Origin of the sequence: Psychrobacter sp. Sarcosine-3u-12 (assembly GCF_002836005.1) — a bacterium.
Classification (GTDB): Bacteria; Pseudomonadota; Gammaproteobacteria; order Pseudomonadales; family Moraxellaceae; genus Psychrobacter; species Psychrobacter okhotskensis.
Window position 1 is genome coordinate 56714 of record NZ_PJBY01000077.1, and the last position, 25045, is coordinate 81758.

Here is a 25045-nt window from a genome sequence, read left to right on the forward strand (position 1 = left end):
CGTATTCCCTAATAACATTATATGGAGTACAACCTGTGAGCCTACCGCTCTTAAAACCACTATTATTAACTGTCGGTGCGACTTCCTTAGTATTCTTTGGTGGGGTTATTGCCTTAGCCGTGCAGTCTCCCGAACCTGCTAGTACTTTATCAGTAGCTGATCCCATCACTCAAAATGCTGACATCACACCTAACGCATCATCCTCATCGGTGCAGCAGTTACCTCTTGCTGCGCTTAGTCCTGCGCAAGCGACAGCACTGGCAAAACAAGACGCACCCAATGCGATATTGCAGGCCAATCCAGAGCTCATCAACTATAACGGTAAGGTCGCTTATGAAGTGCTATTAGATAATAGCGCCACTTATATTGACGCCAATTTAGGCACGGTTCTAAATCCGGTAGCGACCAATAATTATCGTGTTGAGAATTTTTATGAAGACTACGATGAAGATGATCGAGATGAGCATCATGATGACGACAGGGACGAAAATGAAAAAGTCGGCAAATACCGTGACGAGGATTACAAAAAGAGTGATCATCTAATCGCAACGAGCTACAAACACCATGAGGAGGAAGATGATTATGATGACTAATACACAATCAACGGCCCAAGCAACTCCAAAGAAACCTGCTAATAAGACGAGTAAAAAAGCTGATCCGTTCGCCTTTCTTAAAAGCAGTATCATGATTGCATCGATTGCAGGCACGATGGGTGGATGGTTATTTTTGCTCAATCAAGAGACAGACAGCCCATCTGTGAGCGCCGTCACTGTAAATACTACAGATTCTGGGAGTGGTGAGCTAGCTGCTGCATCAATACCCATTGTTGACATCACACAGCTGAGGCAGGTCAATGAAGCTGCTCCTGTAGAGGCAATAACAGTCGTCGCCCGTACGCGTTCTTCTCAATAACCAGCAAATCAATAAATAAGCAAAGATGAGTAATGATTGAGCTTATACCCTATCGCAAAAAATGGAGTCTTCTGATGAGTAAGAACACGACAAAATTGGCGACTCTGAAACTGGCGGCGATGGGTTGCCACATTCAAATAACGTTAAACATTACCAAGATTGGCACACAGCACTCGCAGGAAATAATAGATCACCAAATTTCTTTGTTAAAAAGTGAAACTCAGCAGCGTTTAGCACGCTGGGAGCATATATTTAGTCGTTTCGATGAAACCAGTGAGCTCATGAGACTTAATAATCATACCGACCAATGGAGGGAGGTAAGTGCAGAGTTGTTTGAGGTCTTAGGTCGCGCCATATATTTTGTTGTAGAAACTCAAGGTCTCATAACCCCAACCTTACTCAAACCGCTCTGGGCTGCTGGTTATAGGCAGTCATTTGAAACCTTGCCAAAAATGTCTACGCCATCTATACCCGTAATTACCTCAAACTCTGGCTCAAATGCCGCCACATACTTACAAGCTCAACCCAATGCTAACAATCCTAATCAGCAAATAGACAGTATTCAGTGTCGCCGATTGGTTGATGGTCAGCATCAGATCTACCTGCCCGCTGGAATAGCACTTGATTTGAATGGTTATGTCAAAGGCTGGTGTGCCATGCAATTAGCTGAGCAGATTAGTCGAAGTCATGACTGGCAACTCCCTTGTTTGGTAGATATGGGCGGTGATATAGCAATCGGTGTCCCAAGAAGCCAAGCCCTAGATAATGCAATAGACAGTCCAATTGTTTGGGGCGTGGCAATTGCTAAACCTTACTGTGCTAATGGCGAGCATATGCAAAACGACCAAGATGTCGCAATTCTTACTTTGAGATCTGGTGCTGTCGCCACTTCTGGGCAAGATTATCGGCGCTGGTGGCATAAAGGTCGCCCGCAGCATCATTTAATTCACCCTCATTATTCCCGTCCGGCTATCAGTGATGTCCTGACAGCAACGGTCATGGCTGCGGATACTGTAACAGCAGAGGTATACGCAAAATATTGTGTGCTCCTCGGCGTTACAGAAGCAATAACATGGCTGAACCAGCATCATATTGCGGCGCTCTTAATTGATACGAATAACAACGTGATATCGTCCATTGCTATTGAGCCAAATTTGAGTGAGCCCAACTTGGTTGCCGTCTAACGACTCACGCTCTATACGCCAGATACCAATATATTAAGTAGATGCATTCATAGGAGTATCGTCATGCATACAGACAATCTTACTCACAGCCAGGCTACTTCTAATACGTCGCTTCTTGTTCAGGTTATGTGGATTGTATTGATTTTGAGTATTGCCATCGGAGTCGGCAGCTACATGCTATTGATGTGGGGAGAGACGGTCTCACAACTACTGACCGCCACAGATAAGCATTTTTGGTATTTATCACGGGCAAGTGGTGTGATTGCTTATGCTTTATTTTGGCTGGCAGTGGTTTTTGGTTTATTACTGAGTACACGCTTAGGAAAGCATTTTAATGCGGCTAGGGTATTTGCCTTGCATCAGTATTTAAGTCTGATGGCGGTAGGCTTTGCCGCTTTTCATGCTGGTATTTTATTGGCGGATAACTATCTAAATCTGCATATATGGCAGATTTTAGTACCTTTTGGTTTCCAGACTGATCGGGTGGGCGTGGCATTGGGACAGATGGGGTTTTGGCTGTTATTTATCTGTGCATTCAGTTTCTATATTAAGAAGTATATTGGTCAATCAGTGTGGCGATGGCTACACTTTTTGACCTTTACAGCTTATATGCTTATTAGCATCCATGTGTTTATGGTGGGATCTGACAGTCGAGCATTACCGTTGCTGTTATTTTATGCAAGTAGTCAGACATTGGTTTTTGTATTGACTAGCTATAGATTATTGATGATGAAACAAGTCAAGTGACTATTTAATTGGCAATTCGATTGACCGTTCAAATGACTATGTATGGAGCGTTATAGTATCAAGCGGTATAAACTGCAGTGATATTATAAGCTACACTAGGATATACCAATCCGTGTCTATACCTTTTAAGGATTTTATGCATCATTATTCTATTCATGACGAAGCACATTTGAGCAATCGCAATCATTGGTTGAGGGCAGCAGTGCTGGGTGCGAATGATGGTTTGATTTCGACAGCCAGTTTATTGGTTGGGGTAGCGGCTGCCAGTCCAAGCAGTCAGACATTGCTGTTGACTGGCATGGCCGCGTTGACCGCAGGTGCGTTGTCGATGGCGGCTGGCGAGTATATTTCTGTCTCATCACAAGCGGATACCGAAAAGGCGGATCTCGATAAAGAGAGACATGAGCTGACGCATAATGCTGAGCGTGAGCTAATAGAGCTCACAAAAATTTATGAAGCGCGGGGACTTGAGCATGATTTGGCACATCAAGTGGCCGTAAGCTTGACTGAGCACAATGCCCTGGAGGCCCATGCTCGTGATGAGATAGGCTTAACGGATCTTAGTGAAGCGAAGCCTATTCATGCATCAGTTGCCTCTGGGTTTTCGTTTGTGGCGGGGGCGATACTACCGATCATTGGGATACTACTATTACCAGCGGAAACACTGGTTTGGTCACTGGCCTCTTTGACGATAGTAGGCTTAATGCTACTTGGGATCATCTCTGCTCGTTTGGGCGGTGCGCCTGTTGTTCCTGCTACTACTAGAGTAGTAGTTTGGGGGGTACTAGCTATGGTAGCAACCTCATTGATTGGCCGCTTATTTGGCGTGGCCATTTAACAACATACTCACTCCATGACAACCTAACTGGTTACTGTCCTTTTTTAGCGTATTGTTTGATGGTGGGTAGGTCTTTGACAATGGCATTGCCAACAATGTTGGGAAACAGTCGATTGAGCCATGCAAAAAAACGCTCGGGAAACCCCAAATGCTGATGCGCCTGCTTGGTTGATATAAAGTGAATCAACGCTTTTGCGACGGTCTTAGGCGAGTCCATTTTCACTTTCAATGCCTCATTCATGGCGACGACTGCATCTTTATTCATGGTGGTCTTGGTGGCTCTAGGCGCAAAATATCGAAACTTCACTGAGGTGTCGGCATACTCGCGGCCTAACGCTTCACTTGCGCCGCGTAAGGCAAACTTGCTAGCGCTATAAGCACTAAAACCTGGGTAGCCAATACTGCCAAAGGTTGAGCCAACACTGATTATTTGGCTCGGACTATGCTGTGCTATCAAGATAGGCAGTAGTCTTTTTATGAGCTGTAGTGGATACGCCACATTGACCAACATCATCTGTTCGATCGTATCATCACTTTGATCCGTGAGTAATGCAAAGTCATTGATACCTGCATTGAGTATGACAGTATCAATGACGTTTCCATGGCCTTGTGTCATTTCACCCAGCCCCTCTAACAGTAGCGATTGCGACGCCTGCGAGCTTAAGTCACATGTATGAGACAGAAGCGGGACATCAGGATAGTCTTTGGTCAACTCATCCACTAAATGCGTCAAGGTTTGATTGTTACGCCCGATCAAGATTACCGGTCGATTATTGGCACATAATTGCCGTGCGATCTCTTGTCCGATACCACCCGTGGCACCAATTAGTATGGTGTATTGCAGGGTAGACTGTATTAGGGCTGATTGACCATTAGGTAGTGTCATGATATCGCATCCTTGTTGAACAATTATTATTAAAGCATGGATTATTGAAGCACGGATTGTAGTGATATGCGCTGTTGCTAATCGTCTGAGTGATTAATGCCATGCTTAATTCCAAGACCCATCGCAATATACAGCTTACGCTCTGCTAAGGGCACGTCAATTTGTCGACGACCATGCATGATGCGTTTGTTGTCTAGTATCACCACATCACCATTTTGCCACGCAATTTCTTGAGTATGCACTTCACAGATTCGAGTCAGCTTGGTTATTAGCTCATCATCAACGCTTTGACTATTCGCTAGGGTGAACTTAGGTTTTTCATAGTTAAATGATGGCCCAAGTAATGTGTTTGCAAAGGCGAACTGCCCGCTTAAGTTGTCCTCTCGGATAGCAGGTACCTGTAACACGTACCGAACGCCGCCATCTGTCTGAGGCTCTACATGATGCGTTAACGTCTTGCTCGTCGTCGCAGCGATAAATTTATCTAAATCATCCAAGCTTATTTGATCAGCGGCATCTGTTCTGCCGGTCGCAGTAGCCACGTAATTTTGCCAAATTGCTTGAGGTAAATAGCGACTGATACGCATCGGCTGACTAAAAGTGGCTTTTAGCTCAGGTGATAGTGCTTGATACACAGCATATCCATCACATATCGTTGTTTGTGAGCCTTTTTTGGCGCTTAACTCACTAAAAAAGGCAATGACATCAGGTGGCATCGGCGTATTGCCATTTTCGATATGTAGTCCAATAGCATGCGCACCTGCGTCCACTTTTTGGGCTTCAGAAGTGATGTTTTGACGGGCAGGATCATAGGTTAAGGTCTGACACAGTTGACTCATCAACTGACTAAACGTGTCCACATCGTAGTGATGACCTCGAAGTAACATCCAACCATGGGTTTTTAAGGCCGTTAAAATATCAGAGGTCTTAGGTAATGATACGCTGGCAGACACTTGAGAGGTTAGTACCTCAGGAGTGTCAATTTCGATAACGTCACTTTTTATCAAATCATTTAGCATAAGAGTGGTTTGCATAATGCTGTCCTATAACGATAAGTGGTAAAAATATATGTAGGCTAACGGCTAGCTTTGATCTATTTAGGTTTGGTCTATTTATGTACTATCTAAACGGTCAACGGCATTTTTCCTACTATGTTTTATTAAAAGCTTAGTAATAGAGTCTGTTGTGCTGCTGGTGAGAGTGTCCGTTATAAGCCGAGTGCTGATTTATAAGTCTCAAGAATTTGTAGTCGTCGCAATTTACCGTTATCGGTTAATAATCCATTGTCAGTGCTGAAAGGTAGCTCGGCTAGATGCCACTGTTTGATACGAGCATAGTCAGGCAAGGTTTGGTTTACGATATTTAGTGCTTGTTTGATAGCAGATTGTAAATCACTGTTATCTGCTGATGTCGCGTTAGGGTTGGCGACTATCACCGCAGATAGATGAGGCTCACCATCTCCGAGTACCGCTACCTGATAAATAATGGGCTGCGTTGAGAGCTGCGCTTCTACCCATTCAGGCGAGATATTGCGGCCAAAACTACTGATGAGCACGTTTTTGCGTCGACCCGTGATGTATAAATAGCCGTCGTCATCTAGATGACCGATATCCCCTGTGGCAATGATGCCATTGTCTTCGTTGCTATTATCATGGTTTAGGTAGCCTTGCATCGCATTGCCTTTGACCATCACCTCGCCACTATCTGCGATGCTGACCGATGCATGAGGCATAGGTTTACCCACACTGCCTGCGCGCTTTGCTTTAGGCGTATTTAGACTGACCACAGAGCCACATTCAGACAAGCCATAGCCCTCATAGACAGGCAAGTTTAAGGTGTTAGCATCTTGTAATAATTTGGGTGAAACTTTGCCGCCACCGACTGCCATAAACTTTAATGATGGCAAAGCAGCATTTGTGCTGGATTTAGTTTTTCCATTGGCTGCCATATACTCACAGATGGCTTTTAGCATTTGGGGTAATAAAATAACGCTGGCGATATTGTATGTTTGTACCGTTGTCATCAGACGCTTGGCATCAAATGCTTGATTGGATAACAAACCAAATTGATCAATGTGCCCTGTTACCAAAGTACGGCCCATATATAGGCTCACGTAGACGCCTGCCACGTTTTCTAACAAAGTGGCAAAAGGCAACACGCTCAAATGACTAAATTTGCTTGTGGTCTCGGTAACTTCTGAAGTGTTAGCAGCGTCATTTTTCAAGGTGTCAGCTAGCGCACCCGATAACGACTCAACAATACGCATCAAAGTATCTTGACCCAAACATACGCCTTTTGGCATACCAGTACTGCCTGAGGTGTAAGTCACTTTGCAAAAATCGTTGGCAGTAGAGGAATTTTGAGAGGTAAGGCTAGGGTCAATGATAGTGTCAGTAAGTTGATAAAAGCTACCTTTGATATGAGTCGCCTGCTCAGACTTAATGGCTTTTGTCTCTGGTGTATCAGCGATCACCCAATGATCCATATTGTCTATGATTGGCATTGTTAAACTAGCTCCAACATATACCGTCTCTATCTGCGCATCTTGTAGTAAGTGCGCAATTTGTGATGCACTAAAGAATAAGGGGATTGGCACAACGACCGCGCCGACGGTACTCAATGCCAAATCGAGTATGATCCAATCTATATCATTATGGGTATATAAAGCGACACGCTTGCCTTGCCATATGTCTAATGTCTCATGGAGCACCGACAACGTGCGTTGAAGCTGGCCATAAGTCAGACTGATCGTTTTGTCATTGTCTATCGTCTGTATCGCCACTTGCATAGGTGACTGACGGGCATGCTCACATATCGCGGTATAAATGGGTTTCATGTTATTCTCACTGTCTTGTAGTGGTGCAGTGTTATTGGTTGATGGTAAGCTAATGAATGAGTATTAAACGGTTATCTTATTTAGCGTCAAACGAGTGGCATAATTCATCTCTAACGTTTCGGTATAGCGATAATGAGGGGCGCATACCCGCTTAGCATCTGCCACATTGATGGCGACCACCAAAGGGTTGTGCTGATAGTAATGGCCCCATGATGATACTTGCTCAGGGTCTTCTAGCGCTTCTGCAGTGGCCTTGGCAATAACATGGCTGCGAATGCCCATATGTGCCAATATATGTCGCACAGCATCGGTGCCAGTACACACTACCCAGTCTGCTTTGGTTTGGTATTCATGAGTCGTAGGATTCAGGGTAGGGGTAGATAAATAAAACACCAAAAATGCTATCATAAGCCGCGCGCTACCAGCACAACCTGATGCTAAATTGCCAATCTCAAAAATGCGCTGACGATTGACTGGCTCGCCTGCTACTCTACTGATCTCATTTTGTATTGGCGTGTTTAAATACTGCTCTAAAAATATCTTATCTTCACAGATAGGTTTTAGACCGATAGCAACGCTCGTGCCTTTAAACGCGGGCAAAGTATCATCGTCAGCGGATAACCAATCGCCATAGGATGGCATATCGGCAAAACCTGAAAACAAAATAGGCATAAAGTAGCTTAATCTAGCGTGATGGATGTACTCATATATTTGTTTGATGAATGCTTGGGCATCTTGATTTTGAGTATATGAAGTAGGCGATGTCGCTATTGGAATTTGAGTGCTGGCGCGTATATATAGGGATGAAGGTATTCCTTGCACCTCCAATATTGACATTGGCTTAACGGCTTCAATATAGAAGGTCGTATTTAGAACATTCTGCAAGGTATGAGTGCTATCAATAGATAATGACATCAGCTGTCTCCAAATGGCTAAAAGCTTTTAGCACGATTAACATCATGGAAGCATGATAAAGGAGCAACCTTAACTGAACCTTAAGGTTGTATCGTTTTTAACAATCAAACCCCGGTATTGACAACCTCACCTAAGAATAATAAAAGCTTGAGAAAGCTATACGTCATATACAGTATGGCTTGAAGAGTTTTTATGGCTTTAGTCTCTCATATAGGTTATGTAATATTGATATATTGGCCACCATAAAAATGATGCCATCGTTACCTAAGATAATTTGTTTTAGCAGCAGATAGCGGCTCTGTTCTCGAACTGATTTTGCGGTATTACTTCGCAGGTGAGCCTGATATAACAATGATATTTTTACCAAAATTCACAGGTCACCATTTTATTTTTAGGATTGTAGATAGCGCCTCGATTTCCCATTTCACCCCAGTACTCCACCTGACGAGTTTGAAAGTTCGACATAATAGTAGATATATTGGCATTGGATGAGAACTTTAAAGTGTTTTGACCACCTGATGATTCAGGTATAAAACTAAATATATATTCTTCTAGAGGTTGACCACGGTAAGTGACGCCTTTATTAAAAATAACTCGATACTCAGTGTATATATCACCGATGTTCATTTTTACCTCTTTTATCGTATTACGATATTCTGACGACCACTGCGCTTTTGGCTTGACGAAATCCTCATAAGGTCTTTGACCCCTAATACTATTTATAAATACTGCATGTTTATCATAAACCTTTTTGTAAGGTGGCTGTTCACCATCACAAGCATCCTCCATCCAGCCAAATACATGAACCATATCACTGCTTGTAGTGCTGCTGAGGCTCTTAGAGAGTTCAGGTGCAGCTATTGTATTAGCAGACAATAAAGACGCAGTTACTAACAATGCCAAAGAGGGTAGGTGAATTAATTTCATAATGACTCCAATAGATAAATGTAGCTGGTTAATGTGTAGCGTAATCAATAAACGATGGCCAAATAACGATTAAGATATTCTATTGATAAACTCATAAGACACGCAGAAAGCAGCGTCTTGCTTAACGTATTTGAAACACTGTAGAACATCAGAAAAGTCAGGATTTATGTTTTCATAGCGACTTTCTATGTCTTTATCAGAGATTTTTTTAAATGTTTTATGATTGAGTCTTACAACCTCGGCTGTCTTCCCATTGAGTAAGACGGTTTCTTTTAAATTTTGGACTTGTCCGCCTTTACCAAAGTCAAACGTCGCATTATCCACGGTACGGTAAATATTGCCGTTAGAGAGTTTGAAACTCAGCTGACTAATGGCATAACTCATACTTCCTCCTACGGCACCCTCGTAAGTACAAGCTTTTACGATGGCTTTATTTTTGATAATAGAATCAACGATGGTACATTTGGTACTACCATTGATATCGGCCATACCTGCAATAGCACTAACAGAGAGTAATGACAACGGAAGCGCCATGAGTATTTTTGAGAATTTCATTGCTATGTCCTTTTATGAGTTTTTAATTTGAGCCGGAATGACTAGTTTTTTTGCTGCTGAGTTCATTATAGCGACTAAAAAAACAGCTATTCTCTAGACCTGATGAACGATCGTTTGTCTAACGAAAGTCTTTTAGCATTACCCTGTTTTTAGTAGGTAGAGCTTTTAGTGGCATTCGGAACCAGATGAGTTCAGAGTCAACGCACAGCAGGATAGTATTGGAAAATCATCAATAAGGGAGGGCGTTATATTTTCAGATCAAACCCCAATATTAATCACATCACCTAAGTAAAGTACTAACTAGAGAAAGGTTGCTAACACTATGCCTAGTATAGTGTTGGCAATCTTTTTTACTTCTATCAAAATCAGTCATACCGTATATGAATCTATGATCTTGATATTCTTATACCCACACTAACGAAGTAGTTGGCATCTGACAAATATCAAGCCAGCCTATAAAGTGATTTTTCTATAGCGTTAAACTTAGTTAAAGATAGAGTGGATTTTGAGTATCAGTCAAGCTAGATAAGTCATTTTATTATACGAATGAAATGACTTATCTAGCTTGATAGTGGCGAATCCATATATCTGATCAGATAATAAAGAGCTACTTCCAATGCTCTTAACTTAAAGGCATCCGGTCAAGTAAGTCACGTCTGGATCTCCAGTCAGGCATGTACGTATCTAGTAACGCTTTAGACCTGTCGTTATTGAAAGTGTAATAACTCATACACGATAATATACTCTAAACAGGGAAGGGGCTTTTTAACTAACTGAAGATTAAGTAATATCCCCCTTTCCTCGATATTGTATCTGCCGAATTTAACTGCGGAGCCTTATCCTTCACAGTCATTGTTCAGTTATCCTCGATTGATGCAGAATTAATTGATAAGTAAATAATAATTGTATATCGTTACGATTCTTCAGGCACTGTGACATTTTTAACCCATTTAGATGATTATCGATTGAATTGAGGACACGGCCTAGTAATCCTTTTCATGTAGCTGTAATCCGTATTCGTACCAACCAATGATATAAAAGTAAAGATATTAAATAGTTCTGACCGAATTACTAACTTATTAACACAAGAAGCTTTATGATCTGACTATGCAAGTATAAAAGCTAGTTGCTCATTAGCAATGGAGTATTGTTTGAACGCCCCACAAATAGCAGTGATTATTGCGACCAAAAACAGACCTAATCTACTAAAACAGCGAGCTATAAACTCAGTATTAAATCAAACCATATCACCGAGCTATATTATTGTTGTAGACGACTCTCCAGAACAAATTCAGTGTCAAAACAGACTGATAGTCGAATCTATTCCATCAACTAATTCCCATATTCAATATTTACTAAACCAGAGAACTGTCGGTGCTAGTGGGGCATGGAATACGGCAATAGAGTATCTGAGCAACAAAGAAAAGCAGGACTTCGGTTCACTATTTCTAGCATTTCTTGACGATGATGATGAATGGCATCCTAACTACTTAGAAAACTGCAAATCGTTAGCAATCAAAAAGCATTGTAATATGGTGGCAGCGGGATTTTACCGTTGTGAAGGTAATGAACAGCAGCCTATTAAATGTATACCTCCCGACTCAATAAATGAAGAACTGTTCTTGTGCGGAAATCCAGGTATTCAAGGCTCTAACCTATTCTTATCACTAGATATTATGTTGATGGCAGGCGGTTTTGATGAGCAACTATCAAGTTGCACTGATCGAGATTTGTGCATACGCCTCTGTGAATTAGACGCAACACGCTACTGCAATATAAAAAAACCACTACTAAATCACTATGCCGATAGTGACCGTCAACGCCTTAGTACACCAAACTCACCAGCCAAGAATAATGGATTGGCAGTTTTCTGGCAGAAATACCATGGACGTATGAGCGCTGATCAAAGTAACGCGTTCCTTGAGCGCGCACAGCGCCTATTTTTCTGGCAACCAGAAACATTACCAAAATCAATACTAAAACAGGAATCTCAAATAGCACTAACTCTTGGCGTTGAATTTGGAAGTCTTTTATTTAACCAATTAAACCAAATTATTGAAAAAATTCATCATTTAGGCCCAAAAAGTCTGGTTAGCTTCAATATCGTTTTGACCACAACTAAAAAATTAGATCAGATTGATTTGCGTGCGTTTATTGAGCGGATGAATCAACTGGGAGTTACTTGCTATAATTTATGCCATCAGCAAACGTGTATTGAAACAGCCACAGCATTTGTTGCCAAAGAAAATATCGGTAATAGCGCATGGGTATTAAAAGATGGTGACTTTCAAAAGCAACGCTCTATTGAAAGCGAGAACGATTTATCAACAATACTGACGTATTTAGGCGCTCATCATTTATGTACTAACCGCTGTAATGGGTTCCTCTTAAAGCCGCATGCGACACTCGCTAATAGAATAAAACAATGTCGCATTGATGCAGCTAATGATCGTATCAGAAGGCTATTTGGTATTCATGAGCTTCTACTACTTGGTATGGGCTCTGAAGCTGTTGTCATGACAGATGGTAAACGTGTTTTTAAATGCATTGACTATTGGAAAATCCACATACCTACTGAGCAAATCAATTTCTTAAAATGGTTTAGTTCACAACGGTACAATCTACCTGGTTTATATACCCTTGACGAAGTTATATTAGATGGAAAAACTTTGGTACTCACTTATCCCTTTGAAAATAGTATCCCTTATCAAGGTGGCAACTGCGAACAAGTGATTGACTTGCTACACAGTTGCAGCAAAGCAGGGATTGTATGTAATAACATGCACCCGAAAAACTTAATAAAAACCCAGAGTGAAGTGAAACTGATTGATTATGGCGCGGATATTCGCCCATGGAATGAACTAGGGTTCGAACACATGGCTCGGAGGGCTTATCTAACTATTCATCATGTGGATCATCCAAATCTCAAGCACTTAATGCGCCAATCTCTTTATACAATAAATATTCCAGAAATGCAGGGCTATCAAGCATTTCGTCAAAGATTAACTGGTATTGATTGTAACCTTAAACAAGCACAGGAAGCATGGTTGCCGCTTGGCCCACTAGAAAAACCATCCAAGCCATTTGCTCTAACTATTGGTGTGATTACCGGTGATGCACATAAATTATTGCCATTATTAAATAGTATTGCTGAACTTGCACAATGTGATTTTTTATCCAGTATAAACTCCATAGTACTATGCAACGGTTGCTCAGATACCTCTGTGAAAGAAACGCTTTCATTCAGCAAAAGGCCATTGGGTGATATAAAAATAATAAGCGAAACACAACAGATAGAAGATGCTGCAAGCGGCCTATTTGGTTCCGACTTGGCAAAACGACCAAAAGGCCAGGTGGGGATCGCACATGCACGGAGCATGCTGCAAAAATATGTTGGTTTAAAATGCACAATGACTCCAAATAACTATGCTTGGATCCTTGATGACGATATGCGTTTAGATGCCCGAGCCAAACAGTTTCTAGCTTGGCTACCAATGTTTAAGCAAGCAGATGTCGATATAGTGATCGGACAATACGAAGGCTCATCGCCTAATCCTCCATTAAATGGCCTACGTGGCCAATTGGTAGATCTGCTTCATAACTTACGCTGGCTTGATAAACTACCAAACAATATCGAACTGCCTGATCACACCCATGAAAATACAATACTTCGAGATAAGTATCCTGATTATTACTATGACTTATCTCGTAAACATACGGCTCATATCGAAGCACCATTTTGGCTTGAACCCGCCTACAAAGGTGAAAGCGTCACTGAAGCTCGCTCTCGATTGATTGCACATGCGCCTTTATTGGTCACGGGCTTCCCGCTCACTCGTGGTATTGTTCCAGCATGTTCAACATCTCCATTAGCTGCAGCAAAAGATACGGTAAACCGTGGAGGCAACACCTTTGTACTAAACGCTAAAGCCTTAATACAAACGCCTAACCTAATTTTTAAGATTAATGGCCGTGAAGCTCGCCGTTCAGACATGGTCTGGGCAATAGTCAATAAACATTACCATGGACTAACTATTAAAAGTGCGCCATTTCCTGTTCAACATACTGGGCGCATACAGAACGAACCAATTTTGAATTTAAGTAAAGTACAGGATGAAATCATGGGATCGGCATTGTATGCTGGTCTGCAAGAATTTCTACGAAACAACGAACGACATAACTTAGTCTTTACTGATATTGAGATTAGCGAGGTATGGAAAGCAACCAAATCAGAATGCAACACTCGTCTTTCACGTTTAAGGCTCAGTTTTTACCGAATCAATGGTTTAACGCAAGCTTTATCTAAATATCCAGAACTAAGCGAGTTGTATAAATACTTGGCTAGCTCGTTTAACCCAGATATTTTTACTAAATTAGAAACCCAAGTTCAACAAATGAACGAGTGCCATATTTACGAATTTTTAAATCAAATAGTGCCGCAGAGTAACCGCTTTGCAAAAGCACATCAGAAAACCCTTGAGAGAATAGAATAAAATGCCTTTTAAAGATTACTGTGAACTCCCAACACTACACGGCACATTTAGAATGTACGATACTGGCAACGAAATGTTACGAGTAGTCACCTTTGGTGATATCAATAAACTAGAGAGTAAACCAATACTGCGATTACATTCTTCTTGCCTAGCCTCTGAAGTATTTGAAGCAAGGGACTGTGACTGTGCCGACCAATTGCGCGAATCCATGAAGATAATGGCACACAATGGAAGTGGGATAATTTTCCACTTCCATCAAGAAGGCCGTGGACAGGGCCTTTCTAATAAGATTCAAGCAGTATACAAAATGCAGAGTGAAGCTTTAGATGCAGCAGAGTCATTTGAGGCACTGGGTTTAGAACAAGACGTTCGCGACTATGCACCAGCTATAAATGTGCTAAAAGAAATGGCAATAAAACAAGTGCGCTTGGTATCAAACAACCCACGTAAGCGACGCGCACTAGAACAAGCAGGAATCGAGGTAGAACTACTTAATACACACCCACAAATACGGCCTGAAAATATAGATTACTTGAAAAGTAAAAACGAAAAATTAGGGCACTGCCTGCCTTTAGGTTTCGAGTATGACAATATTAACTCTATTTTATTTTACCATTCAGACCAAACCTGGGGAGAGCTTTCCAACTTTTCAAAACATGCCATATATCTGCATAATAAAATTTGGCCGACAACAGAGCACTTTTACCAAGCACAAAAATTTAGAGATCATACATTGCAAGAGCGCATACGCTGTGCAGCAAGTCCTATGTTAGCCAAACAAATGGCTAAGCAGTTAGAGTCACAACACCTACAACCTAACTGGCATAACATGAAGGAAGATATAATGCTGCAAGCACTTACAGCCAAATTTACTCAGAACCCTGAACTTGAAGCGTTATTATTATCAACTCAGCAATATCACATAGCCGAACATACACTCAATGACAGTTATTGGGGCGATGCAGAAGATGGTAGTGGCTTGAATCGGTTAGGTGAACTGTTAATGCAATTGCGTAATCAGCTACAGTTCAACAAAGAAGCGCAACTATGTGCGGAATAGTCGTGCTTCACGGTGATACCGCCGAACAGAATATATCAGCTACTTTAACTCGCCTTACTCATCGAGGTCCTGATGACCAACACTATTGGATCAAGGGGAAGTTAGCTATTGGGTTTGCACGTTTGGCAATTAATGATGAAAGTATTACAGGACGCCAACCTTACAAATCCAGCTGTATGATAGGAGCTTTTAATGGCGAGATTTACAATGCAGATTTACTTGCAAAACAATATGACCTCCTTCGTAATAGCGACTGCGATACACATGTAATCGCGCCACTATTCGCTCAACTGGGTGAGCAGGTACTAAGCGAGTTAGACGGATTTTATTCAGGGGTTATTTATCAACTGGAGACAAATTCGATTCTATTGTTTCGCGACCATATGGGTAAAAAGCCACTGTTTTACGGTCAAGCCAATAACACCCTATTTGTTGTCAGTGAACTTAAAGCCCTACAAAATATTGACTGGTTCGAGCAAGTGCCCCTTGGTATTAGTCAGCTCGACTTAGCCACGGGCACGCTTACCCAAGTAGCACGCCACCAACAGTTAACCAGTACAACATCTAATCTGCTTTCAGCAATGGAACAAGCAGTTATTAAACGCTTACCTAAACAGCCCTTCGGTGTTTTCCTGAGTGGAGGTCTAGATAGTTCGATTATTGCGGCTATAACTTGTCAGCATCGCCAAGATGTAACTTATTTTACTCTGGGAGATTCCGATAGTATTGATGTTGCTATGGTTGAAATGCTTGTTAAACACCTAGGATTAAAGCAAGTTATCTACATCCCATTACCAAGTGAGCAAAAGTTACCCGGATTGATTGATAAAGTACTTTACACAACTGAAAGTTACAATCCATCGATCATTAGCAATGGCCTTGCAACCTATTTATTAGCTCAAGCAGCACAGAGGAAAGACTTAAAGGTAGTACTAACCGGAGAAGGGGCAGATGAGCTATTTGCTGGTTACCATGAGCAACTATCCGAACAAGAGTGGCAAGCTACTCGTACTAAGCTGATAACCGATATGCATTTTACAGAACTTCGTAGGCTTGATAAGTGCAGCATGGCACATGGTATTGAAGCTCGTTGCCCATTTTTAGATCGTACAGTAAAAAGGGTTGCCGATGACCTTGAGCATAAGCAGTTTTATATTCCCGGTCATAACAAGATAGCACTTAGAGATGCCTTTAGGCACTTATTGCCTGTCGAGATCGCAAACCGAAAAAAGACCTCTTTTGATGTTGGTAGTGGCATCCGAAAGTTGGTAGTGGACTATTTAACCCGTAACGGTAATACAGAAATAGCAGAACTTAAGGAAATATGGCAAGCCACATTCACGTACGATGTAGACGATCCTTACTTTTTTAGCTATCCAACATTTGACTCTGCTATTGCTAAACGAGGAGGGGCTCATAGATGACTGTACATTTAGCCCAACAAATACTACTCGATAAATTTAAGCAAGAGCCATTTCATAATTTATACCTACTCAACAACGTACACCCTGCAACGATGGCATATGGCGGTACCTGTTCAGACAAAGCTCTAAGCTACTTAGATGCAACCAAAGCAGTTGGGTTAGATGCATACTTGCACTCTGCTCGCATTGGTGGAAAAGATATCCACCGACTAGTAAGACTGGAAATAAACAACCAGCGCTACTTTGCAGATATTGGCAATGGGTGGCCATCCATTCAACTTATCCCAGCCGCAACCCCCATTTTATATGAGTGTTACGGCATGCGCTTTAGGACTACGATAGAAAACGATGTGATCACAGTCTACCACCGAAAACGTAATGTAGAAAAAAAACAAATGGAAATTGATATTGCCGCAAAGTCTGAAACCGAAATCTATCACAGTATTGAAAACCGCTTTTCTGCCGATATTATCTATCCATTTAGTAGCCAGTTACGTTTCTCGATGGTTGTGGGTAAACGCTTTTTATCTATTCGCGATACCCAATTAGAAATTTACAGCAATAGTGGCTACGAGGAAGTGCTAAACATCAGTATGAGTAACCTGCGAGACGTTATAGAAGGGTATTTTGGCTATGATATTAAGCCAATCGAGTCTCAATTTAGCGATACAAACTAATTATCAAATTTGATTTGATAGTTTTCAGTCCACGCGCAATACTATAATTTCCCAAGTTAATATCTATAGATTGGACAGCATAGATCAAACTAGGATTCAAAAGGGCTTGAGCTATAAATCGCCAAGACAGGTGTGGTTTGATTATTATCGTCAAGCTGCGTAATTAAAATCTCCCAAGTTTGGTTCTACGGATTTGACGACAGTGGTCAGTCCACTTTCCCCGCTCTTCAAAATAGGTTTGGATTGCTAATCCAGTTTTGATAACGTCTTGAGCCGTTATAGAGGCAATAGGGTAGTCGCCTATATGCGGTGCAATATGCTTATCTAGATAGTTATGTAGTTTTTGAACGTTCTTAGGTGTGGTACTAGATCTTTCGTTAATATAGCTCTTAGCGATAACTCTAAATAAGTCTTTTTGCTCAAAGTTATTCTTTTCATAGTTTTTATGTTCAGTTGGATCAACGCCATCACTGAGTAGCGCCTGAGCTTTATCACGTGCCAGCCGAGCCTCTTTTAGCGAGACTTCTGGTTTAAAGGCAGAATCAATAGTTTGTTTGGCAGGCTTATAAATGCCAATCTGGTAAGTTTTTTGCTTGGGTTTAAGATCTTTATCGGATTGATAGCGGTAGGTCATTTGCCAAAACAATGAGCCATTTGGGTGTTGTATCAGGTATAAATTGTTGCCATCACCATGGCGCGTGACTTTGGTGGGTGTGGACTGTTTGGCGATTGCTTTCACGCCAGCGTCAGTTAATCGGTAGTCTTTTTTTCTTGTCATGGCTTATACCTCAAGTTGTCGAGAGGTTTAACAACAACCTCACTACATAATTAACAACAAAAAACGACGTTGTATATTATTCAACAACGCATTTAACAACATTGTAGAGGTGCTAGTAGGTAATGACAAGTGTTTAATAAAGACTAATAACTATGTATGATAGGTGTTTAAAGGGCTTGAGGTAATGCGAGGTTATGTTTAAATACAATGATTGGTGCGCCCACCAAGACTCGAACTCGGATCGATCGCTTAGGAGGCAACTGCTCTATCCTGTTGAGCTATAGGCGCATTATGGAGGGACATTGTAGAAAAAAGTAGGCATAAAAGCAATCAACAAAAGATAAATAGAAGCAATTTATCCTTACTCGCCATTACTAAGTGCATCAGCGACATCTTCTCCATTGTCGCCTAATGGTTTTTTGGCTTGTGACGTAGGCTTAAATAACTCGTCAACACTGTTTTTATAACCTTCGATATTGTAATAATTATATTTTTTCAATATGTCTTGCCCCGTACTTGAGAGCAAAAAGTTACGAAAATTAATTGCCACAGTATTATGTGTCAGGATGACACCATCAAGCGCATGCTCATCTCTCAAGGCATAGCTAAAAGAATTCAGACGACGCGCTTCAGTATTGTCTGATGTATCTGTAGCAGCGTCTGCTTCGCTAAAGAGCTCACTTACATTCAGGCTATCAGTACTATCTTGAGTGGCATCATCAGTATCAACACTGCTTTGGCTGCGCTTGTCTTGAGCGTCTTTAAGCTTGGTTTGTAAGGGTAGTAGTCGCTCGCTTGATAAGATATTATCAGCAATAATTATGTCGGCATGAGTGACAACAGGCGCACTCTCATTGCCATTATGATTGTTATTTGGCAAAGTTAATAGTGCTGTAGAATTGACATAATTTGTGAAAACTTGCACATGAGGATAGCGGGATTCGAAACTTGTGATCACATGGTCTAATGGTATTTGTAGACTGTCTTCTATTTGCAAATATAAGGTACGATCAGCGCTAGTATCTGCATCCTCATCAGTGCCTTCTGCTATCGTCTCACTCTCGCTTGCCAAAATAGGCAGTGGATCCATGTTTTTACGGTTGCTACTCCACAACCAAGTAAAAACGGCGATGAGTATCATCAGCAGTAGCAAAAGCAGGCCAGCCAATAGCAGTTTATAGTCTTTCATAGATTATCGTTCTTATTTTGGTGTATTTGATTTAGGCTTAAATGACCTATAGCACATAACTTTTCGGCTAACATTGCTGCTAAAAACTAAGCTATTTATACAATACTTCCTCGACCAAATCCGCTAGCATTTCAGCGAAAACATCCGTTTTTTCTGTTGCTTGAATGCTATCGTTTTGCTTACTTACTTTTTTAGATTCTTGAGTTTGCGTACTGCTGTTCTGCTCAGCGCTATTATCATTATTGGCTGAGGTTGATGTACTGTCTTGCGGCGCAATAGATCTGGTTTCGCTATTTGTAGTCGTGCTTGTCGTAGTATGCGCGGCTAATGGGGATTCACCTATTGTTAATTGGTCTTTTAACCAGTCAAAACCGTGGCTCTCCCACCATGCTTCGAAGCGTGGTAGTGTAATGCCGCGTACTGCCATAGGCAAGTTTAGTGTTCGCAGCTTTTGTGCCAACACTGGATCTTGGATAGCTTGATGACGACTCAGATACAAGGCATCGGGGGAACCTTGATAAAGTTGCCTACGCTGCCACGATAGCTCATCAATTTTCATACGAGGCAATTGCCATAATTCCCCTCGATAGTAGACTACATAGACACGTCGTTCAAGGTGGATAAAGAGGGCATCGATAGGGCGCAGGGGCATAAGATTAAGTTGTCTCGTCGTTAAGAAGCTCATTTAAAAAATCAGCGACATCCGTTGTCGCAGGCTATGTCATCCTTGGTTTATAAACTGGTAAACCACTGGGAACAGTGGCACACTAATCGGGTGATGCGATTGGTGGTTATATCAGCTATTAATTATAACTACTGTCAATGGATTTACTATGATTATGCTAGCAGAAATATTACTCAGTAACGACTGCCAAACATGGATTGATGAGTATCGCTTGTGGCATTGTTATTGTACTCAAAGCTTTTATCATTAACGTTGGTGCGCTATTTTAACCCTATGTTATCTATTAACCCCCTTATTCTTTTATCACTTCAATCAGATTGCCCTTCTATGTTTAAAATAATTCAGTCACACCGTACCGAAAACCTCGTTGATCAACTGCTTGTGCAATATCAGTCTAAGGATCAGCCTGTTTTTGAGCCTTTTATTGTCATTGTGCCTTCAATGGTATTGGGCGATTGGTTGGACAAAACCATTGCTAGCCGTGCTGGAATTAGCACGTTGGTGCGTACTAAGTTTTGGGGTCAGTATCAGTGGACCCTCATGCAGGATGTGTTAACCCGTCATAATACGTATTTATTGGCTCAAAATTCTGAAGCGGCAACCTTGAATGTACCAGAAGTGGCGGTGCTGTCGCCTACAGTGATGCAATGGCGCTTGTTTGGCTATTTAACCTATTACCAAGAGGTGATTGTTGCCGATGAAAAGCATCCGGTTAACCCATTATTAGCGTCTTTGATTGATGAGCCGCATGAAGGTGCTCAACAAGGTAATTTAGGACAAGACAATTTAAAACAGAACATGACAAAAGACAAGGCGCAACAAGACGCCCGTATCTGGCAGCTGGCAAGTGATTTGGCAAGAGTGTTTAACCGCTACTTAACCCATCGTGAGGATTGGTTGGCGCTATGGTCGTATAACAAACCTCTGAATGTGGATGAATTAATAGCGGATAAAGATGCATTGTCACTACGCTTTGATAAATATGCGCGTGGCACGCCTGAATGGTTGGTTGAGCATTATGTTGAGTTGGAAGCTGCTCAGCGCTTCTTATGGTCGCATTTATTTGCTGATGTTCATCTACACCGTGTGGCACTTGAGGATGTCTTCTGGTCGGCTTTAGCAGCTAACACCGCGGATGAGCGCGCTCAGTTGCCCAAAGTACTGCGCATTTTTACCATTCAGCAACTGCCACAGACCGAGCTAGATTTTTTGCAGCGTTTATCGAAGTACATGAATATCACGCTATTGCATTACAACCCATCAAAGCTGTTTTGGGCCGATATCGTCGATAAATCTTGGTTACAGCGTCAACAAATCATCAATCCTGAAAGTGTATTTTTACGTGATTATGGTCACAGTTTACTGTCGCGTTTGGGCAAGCAGTCGCGCGATACCTTTGCCATGCTTGCTAATTTGTCGGGCAATGAGCAGTACCAAGAAGAAATAGTAGAGTGGCAAGATAGCTTCGATGTTGGCGATATTAGCGATGATGGTTTAGATAATGATTGGAATGATGAGTTTGGGACTAGTGTTGATGACAGAGCCTATGAGGAGGCTAACAGTTCTCAAGCTACGCAAAATAGTCCAAGCTTATTAAGACGTTTGCAAAATGACGTTTTAATGCTTGATGAGCAATCGACCCAACAAGCAACGGCCGCTACAGTCTCGCAAGCAGTGAGTCAGCAAATAGCGCCGAGCCTTGATGGAGATAAACAAGAGACGGCTTGGTATGACGATGAGGCGTTGGAGAATAAGCGTTTTGAGAAGGATCGTTTTTGGGCAATCTCTTCGCAAGATAATAGCCTAAGCATTCATTCGTGCCATAGTTTGCAGCGCCAGCTTGAAGTGTTGCGTATCATGATTGGGCGCTGGTTAAATGAACCTGTCAAAGCGGGTGAGAAAAAACGCCATATCTCTGACATTGTGGTGTTACTACCCGATGTTGAGCGTCATCATGCGCTGATTGGCTCTATCTTTGTCAATGGTAAAGGTCAGGATGGTTTGACCTTGCCCGCCAAGGTAACTGGGGTTGTTGATGCCGATATTCGGCAGCTATGGGACGCGATTGTTGGTTTTTATAAATTATTAGGCAGCCATAGTGCCCGTTTTGAAGCGGCTGAAGTCTTAGATTGGTTGATGCTGCCACCTTTGTTTGAAAGTTTTGGGCTGACTCATGAACAAATGAGCCGTGGCTGTGATTTGCTGGTAGAGGCAGGCTTTATCCGCGGGTTTGATGAGCGGCATCTTAAGCAAACTTTGGATAGCAATGATTACGACTACCGCTTTAGCTTTGCGCAAGCGTTAGACAGATTAACATTAGGCTTAGTGATGCCAGAGGCTGAGTTGAGCGATTGTTTATACCCTTTAAATGAAGATGAATGGCCAAGTACTGCATTACCAGAAATGACCTTGCCATTGCCGCAAGTGAGCCTAAATGATGCGTTGATCGTTGAAGCGCTTTGCCGCATTTATACTGGCTTGGTCGCACGACGCAATGACCATACACAAAAAATGAAAGCGGAAGATTGGCTCGATCAGATTGAGAGACAAGTGATACATCGCTACTTTGGTGATGTGGATCAAACGCGTACCATGCGTGCCATCTACAACGCAATGAACGGCTTTAAATCTAGCTTGCGAGCCAATCGTCACTATAGACAGTACGCCAGTAGCGATAGCGACAATAGAGAAGTAGAGCAAAAGCTGGCAGGTGTGGAGCAGTTGCCACTAAAGCTGAGCTTTATGCTAGACAGTATTGAAAACGAGCTTGAAAGCCAGCAGGTCAGTGCGGAGCCGACTGGGGTGATTACCTTTGGTCGGTTTGGTGCGCTAAGAAACGTGCCTTTTGAGTTGGTGGTGATGCTCAATATGGATCTCTCTGAGTTTCCTGCGCGTGATCGTGATAACCGCTATGATTTGATGAAAGCGACCAATTCACGTCGTGGTGACAGAGTCAGCGAAGACGATGACAATGGTGCATTTTTAGATGCGCTGCTGTGTGCGCGTAGTGCTTGCTGGATGTTTTACAACGGTCAAAGTCTGACGGACACTCATGAGCACCTGCCAGCCAATCCAGTGAGCGAATTGCTACAGTTCTTGCAAGGTGAAGTACAGTGGCAGGTGAACTCGCTTGAAGACTTAGCAATATTACCAGAGAATATTGATCCCACCACCGAGAGTCTCAAGCGCTATTTGCCTAAATTGATTAAGCAGTGGTTGGTGACTGAGCATCCTGCTCTGCCTTTTCATGAGAGTCTGTTTGAAACAGAAATTGAAGGCAATGATATTTTTGAGCAAGCGTCTATTGATATTGATGGCAATAACAATGCCAACGTCAATGCTCAGGATAACAGCCCTGTTGATATGATGGATGAATTAGATGTTCTCTTAAATAAGGCCATGCGCAAAACCAAACTGGCGCAAAAAAAGCAGTTTCCGCCTGCGCCGCTTTGGCAGTCAGTGTTTCATACTTTAAAAGGGCGAGTATCTAGTGAGCATGCGCAACTGGTGAGGTTACCCACAAAATCACAATATGAGTCAATCGCTAAGATACTTGGTCAAGGCTTGGGTCAGTTAGGTCGAGTAGACAATCAAACCTTGTCTGCATTGGATGAAATGCTAGCGCTAGATACGGTTGTTGATACTAGCGATGTCGGTAGCATGACGGAAGCGCTTACCCAAGCGGTATCTGATAGCATATTTAATATTGGAGAGATAGACGTTGAAGGAGTATTGGCGTATCAAGTGCGCCATCCTGCCAAAGCGTTTTTGCGTACTCAAAAGGTGCATGTGGTGCAAGGTGAAGAAGCACTGTCGCAGCAAGAGCCGCTATTTTTAGACAGCTTGACGACCTATCAAATTAAAGCGCATTTGATTAAAGAGCTGGCGACCGATAATACTATTGCCAATACGACTGATGACAGCGCTAATCAAACCTTAATGTACCAAAAAATCATGCCAGCTGGTGTGGCTCGCCAAACCACGCTACCCAATCAACAACAAAAGCTGCAACAGCAATGTCTAGAGTTCAAAGAGCAGTTAATGGCTAATGGCTTTGATGAGAGTAGTATTATTAACCAAGGTGGAGCAGATAGCGCTACAGTATTACAGCTACTGACAGCAACCACCGAACACCCTGTTCAGATAGAGTTGGCAAAACTGTTGAATAGCACCAATAGCGAATCAAGCAACCAGACAGATATAGAGGGTATGGAAACATTGCTCAAGCTGTTGCCGAAAGTTATTAAGATAAAAGGCTCGGTGCCAATATTAGCATCAGTATCATTACCACCATCATCAGTGCCGCCAGATGCGCATGCCCGCCACACACATCTGCAGGCAGGTAAGACCTATGCTGAGCAATCACCCAAGCAATGGTTAAATATACTGCCCAACTCTGCTAGCCCTAGGCATTTACTCAAATTTTGGTTATCGCACTTGTATTGGCAGGTGGCCAGACGTACCACTGCTGAGCAAGTGGCTCTAAATGATGGTGTGAGTATTTGGCGCTTTAATAAGCCTAGCTCGCAAGTCAAAAAATATGACAAAATAATCGCCTTTAAACTAAGTCCCATTGTTTATGAAAACGCTGTGATAGAGCTGATGAAATGGGCGATTTTTGGCAAGCTAGTCGGTCAAGTACCCATTACGTTATTGCCAGAATATGCACTCAATTACCTTGATAAGTACTTAAAGTCTGAAGAAAGTGAAGGCAGTAGTTATTGGCCAAAACGTGCAGATTTCTCAGACTGGCTAAGACCTAACTATAATGTAGACACGGTATACGATACGTGCTCGCAGCATGCCATTTGGCAATATGTACTGCGTGATCAAGACGCGTTCAAAGCATTATCGGCAGCGTTGACTACCTTGGCACGACCATTGTATGAGCCAATGTTTACCGCGTTAATTGACTTAGACGGCTAATTAGAGCGTGTCT

Annotated in this window: 20 protein-coding genes, 1 tRNA gene and 1 pseudogene; 11 read left to right on the forward strand and 11 right to left on the reverse strand. The window is 42.1% G+C overall.

Going from position 1 to position 25045, the window contains the following annotated elements; translation table 11 throughout:
- The first annotated feature begins 35 nt into the window (after positions 1-35).
- The 5 genes from CXF65_RS03665 to CXF65_RS03685 all read left to right on the forward strand — a co-directional run bounded on the left by CXF65_RS03665 (position 36) and on the right by CXF65_RS03685 (position 3681).
- Positions 36-593, forward strand: a complete 558-nt coding sequence (locus CXF65_RS03665; RefSeq protein ID WP_025653060.1) for a PepSY domain-containing protein — start codon at positions 36-38, stop codon at positions 591-593.
- Positions 583-912, forward strand: coding sequence for a hypothetical protein (locus CXF65_RS03670; RefSeq protein ID WP_227502415.1), 330 nt, complete (start codon positions 583-585; stop codon positions 910-912). Before CXF65_RS03665 ends, CXF65_RS03670 begins: the two co-directional genes overlap by 11 nt.
- Before the next feature lie 74 nt (positions 913-986).
- Complete coding sequence (locus CXF65_RS03675) at positions 987-2096, forward strand: FAD:protein FMN transferase (protein ID WP_084212341.1); 1110 nt, start codon at positions 987-989, stop codon at positions 2094-2096.
- Between the two features lie 63 nt (positions 2097-2159).
- The gene (locus CXF65_RS03680; protein WP_101211072.1) at positions 2160-2843 is read left to right on the forward strand and encodes a ferric reductase-like protein; all 684 of its coding nucleotides are present in this window, start codon (positions 2160-2162) and stop codon (positions 2841-2843) included.
- Positions 2844-2979: 136 nt separating this feature from the next.
- Positions 2980-3681 carry a VIT family protein gene (locus CXF65_RS03685; protein WP_101211073.1) on the forward strand — a complete coding sequence of 234 codons (702 nt, stop codon included), beginning with the start codon at positions 2980-2982 and terminating at the stop codon, positions 3679-3681.
- Positions 3682-3712: 31 nt separating this feature from the next.
- On the opposite strand, the gene CXF65_RS03690 is transcribed toward CXF65_RS03685, so the two are convergent.
- From CXF65_RS03690 to CXF65_RS15260, 7 genes are all read right to left on the reverse strand, one after another.
- On the reverse strand, positions 3713-4567 hold the full coding sequence (locus tag CXF65_RS03690; RefSeq protein WP_025653055.1) for an SDR family oxidoreductase: 855 nt from the start codon (positions 4565-4567) through the stop codon (positions 3713-3715).
- 77 nt (positions 4568-4644) lie between these two features.
- Positions 4645-5601, reverse strand: a complete 957-nt coding sequence (locus tag CXF65_RS03695) for a TauD/TfdA family dioxygenase (protein ID WP_101211074.1) — start codon at positions 5599-5601, stop codon at positions 4645-4647.
- A 173-nt stretch (positions 5602-5774) separates the two neighbouring features.
- Positions 5775-7403, reverse strand: coding sequence for an AMP-binding protein (locus CXF65_RS03700; protein ID WP_101211075.1), 1629 nt, complete (start codon positions 7401-7403; stop codon positions 5775-5777).
- Positions 7404-7466: 63 nt separating this feature from the next.
- Complete coding sequence (locus CXF65_RS03705; protein ID WP_101211076.1) at positions 7467-8318, reverse strand: thermostable hemolysin; 852 nt, start codon at positions 8316-8318, stop codon at positions 7467-7469.
- Between the two features lie 360 nt (positions 8319-8678).
- Positions 8679-9245 carry a hypothetical protein gene (locus CXF65_RS03710; RefSeq protein ID WP_101211077.1) on the reverse strand — a complete coding sequence of 189 codons (567 nt, stop codon included), beginning with the start codon at positions 9243-9245 and terminating at the stop codon, positions 8679-8681.
- A gap of 69 nt (positions 9246-9314) precedes the next feature.
- Positions 9315-9800 (reverse strand): hypothetical protein, encoded by a 486-nt coding sequence (locus CXF65_RS03715; RefSeq protein WP_101211078.1) that lies wholly within the window; start codon positions 9798-9800, stop codon positions 9315-9317.
- A 707-nt stretch (positions 9801-10507) separates the two neighbouring features.
- On the reverse strand, positions 10508-10606 hold the full coding sequence (locus CXF65_RS15260) for a YgjP-like metallopeptidase domain-containing protein (protein ID WP_198551957.1): 99 nt from the start codon (positions 10604-10606) through the stop codon (positions 10508-10510).
- Between the two features lie 345 nt (positions 10607-10951).
- Between CXF65_RS15260 and CXF65_RS03725 the strand changes: the two genes are divergently transcribed.
- From CXF65_RS03725 to CXF65_RS15265, 5 genes and pseudogenes are all read left to right on the forward strand, one after another.
- A complete protein-coding gene (locus CXF65_RS03725; protein WP_157824010.1) occupies positions 10952-14293 on the forward strand; it encodes a glycosyltransferase family 2 protein in 3342 nt (1113 codons plus the stop codon).
- Position 14294: 1 nt separating this feature from the next.
- Positions 14295-15353, forward strand: a complete 1059-nt coding sequence (ribA, locus tag CXF65_RS03730; RefSeq protein WP_101211080.1) for a GTP cyclohydrolase II RibA — start codon at positions 14295-14297, stop codon at positions 15351-15353.
- Entirely contained in the window at positions 15341-16777 is a 1437-nt protein-coding gene (locus tag CXF65_RS03735; RefSeq protein ID WP_101211081.1) for an asparagine synthetase B family protein, read from the forward strand. Before ribA ends, CXF65_RS03735 begins: the two co-directional genes overlap by 13 nt.
- A complete protein-coding gene (locus CXF65_RS03740; RefSeq protein ID WP_101211082.1) occupies positions 16774-17454 on the forward strand; it encodes a hypothetical protein in 681 nt (226 codons plus the stop codon). Before CXF65_RS03735 ends, CXF65_RS03740 begins: the two co-directional genes overlap by 4 nt.
- A 31-nt stretch (positions 17455-17485) precedes the next feature.
- Positions 17486-17617, forward strand: a pseudogene (locus tag CXF65_RS15265) (IS3 family transposase); the annotation flags it as partial.
- Here the strand turns inward: CXF65_RS15265 and CXF65_RS03745 are convergent.
- The 4 genes from CXF65_RS03745 to CXF65_RS03760 form a co-directional block, all read right to left on the reverse strand.
- Positions 17618-18232, reverse strand: a complete 615-nt coding sequence (locus tag CXF65_RS03745; protein WP_101211083.1) for an integrase arm-type DNA-binding domain-containing protein — start codon at positions 18230-18232, stop codon at positions 17618-17620.
- A 212-nt stretch (positions 18233-18444) separates the two neighbouring features.
- Positions 18445-18520: transfer RNA gene (locus CXF65_RS03750), tRNA-Arg, on the reverse strand.
- A 73-nt stretch (positions 18521-18593) separates the two neighbouring features.
- Positions 18594-19421, reverse strand: coding sequence for a hypothetical protein (locus tag CXF65_RS03755; protein WP_101211084.1), 828 nt, complete (start codon positions 19419-19421; stop codon positions 18594-18596).
- Between the two features lie 91 nt (positions 19422-19512).
- The gene (locus CXF65_RS03760; RefSeq protein WP_101211085.1) at positions 19513-20073 is read right to left on the reverse strand and encodes a hypothetical protein; all 561 of its coding nucleotides are present in this window, start codon (positions 20071-20073) and stop codon (positions 19513-19515) included.
- A gap of 360 nt (positions 20074-20433) precedes the next feature.
- Here CXF65_RS03760 and CXF65_RS03765 point away from each other — a divergent pair, with 360 nt between their 5' ends.
- On the forward strand, positions 20434-25032 hold the full coding sequence (locus CXF65_RS03765) for an exodeoxyribonuclease V subunit gamma (protein ID WP_101211086.1): 4599 nt from the start codon (positions 20434-20436) through the stop codon (positions 25030-25032).
- Positions 25033-25045: the final 13 nt, after the last annotated feature.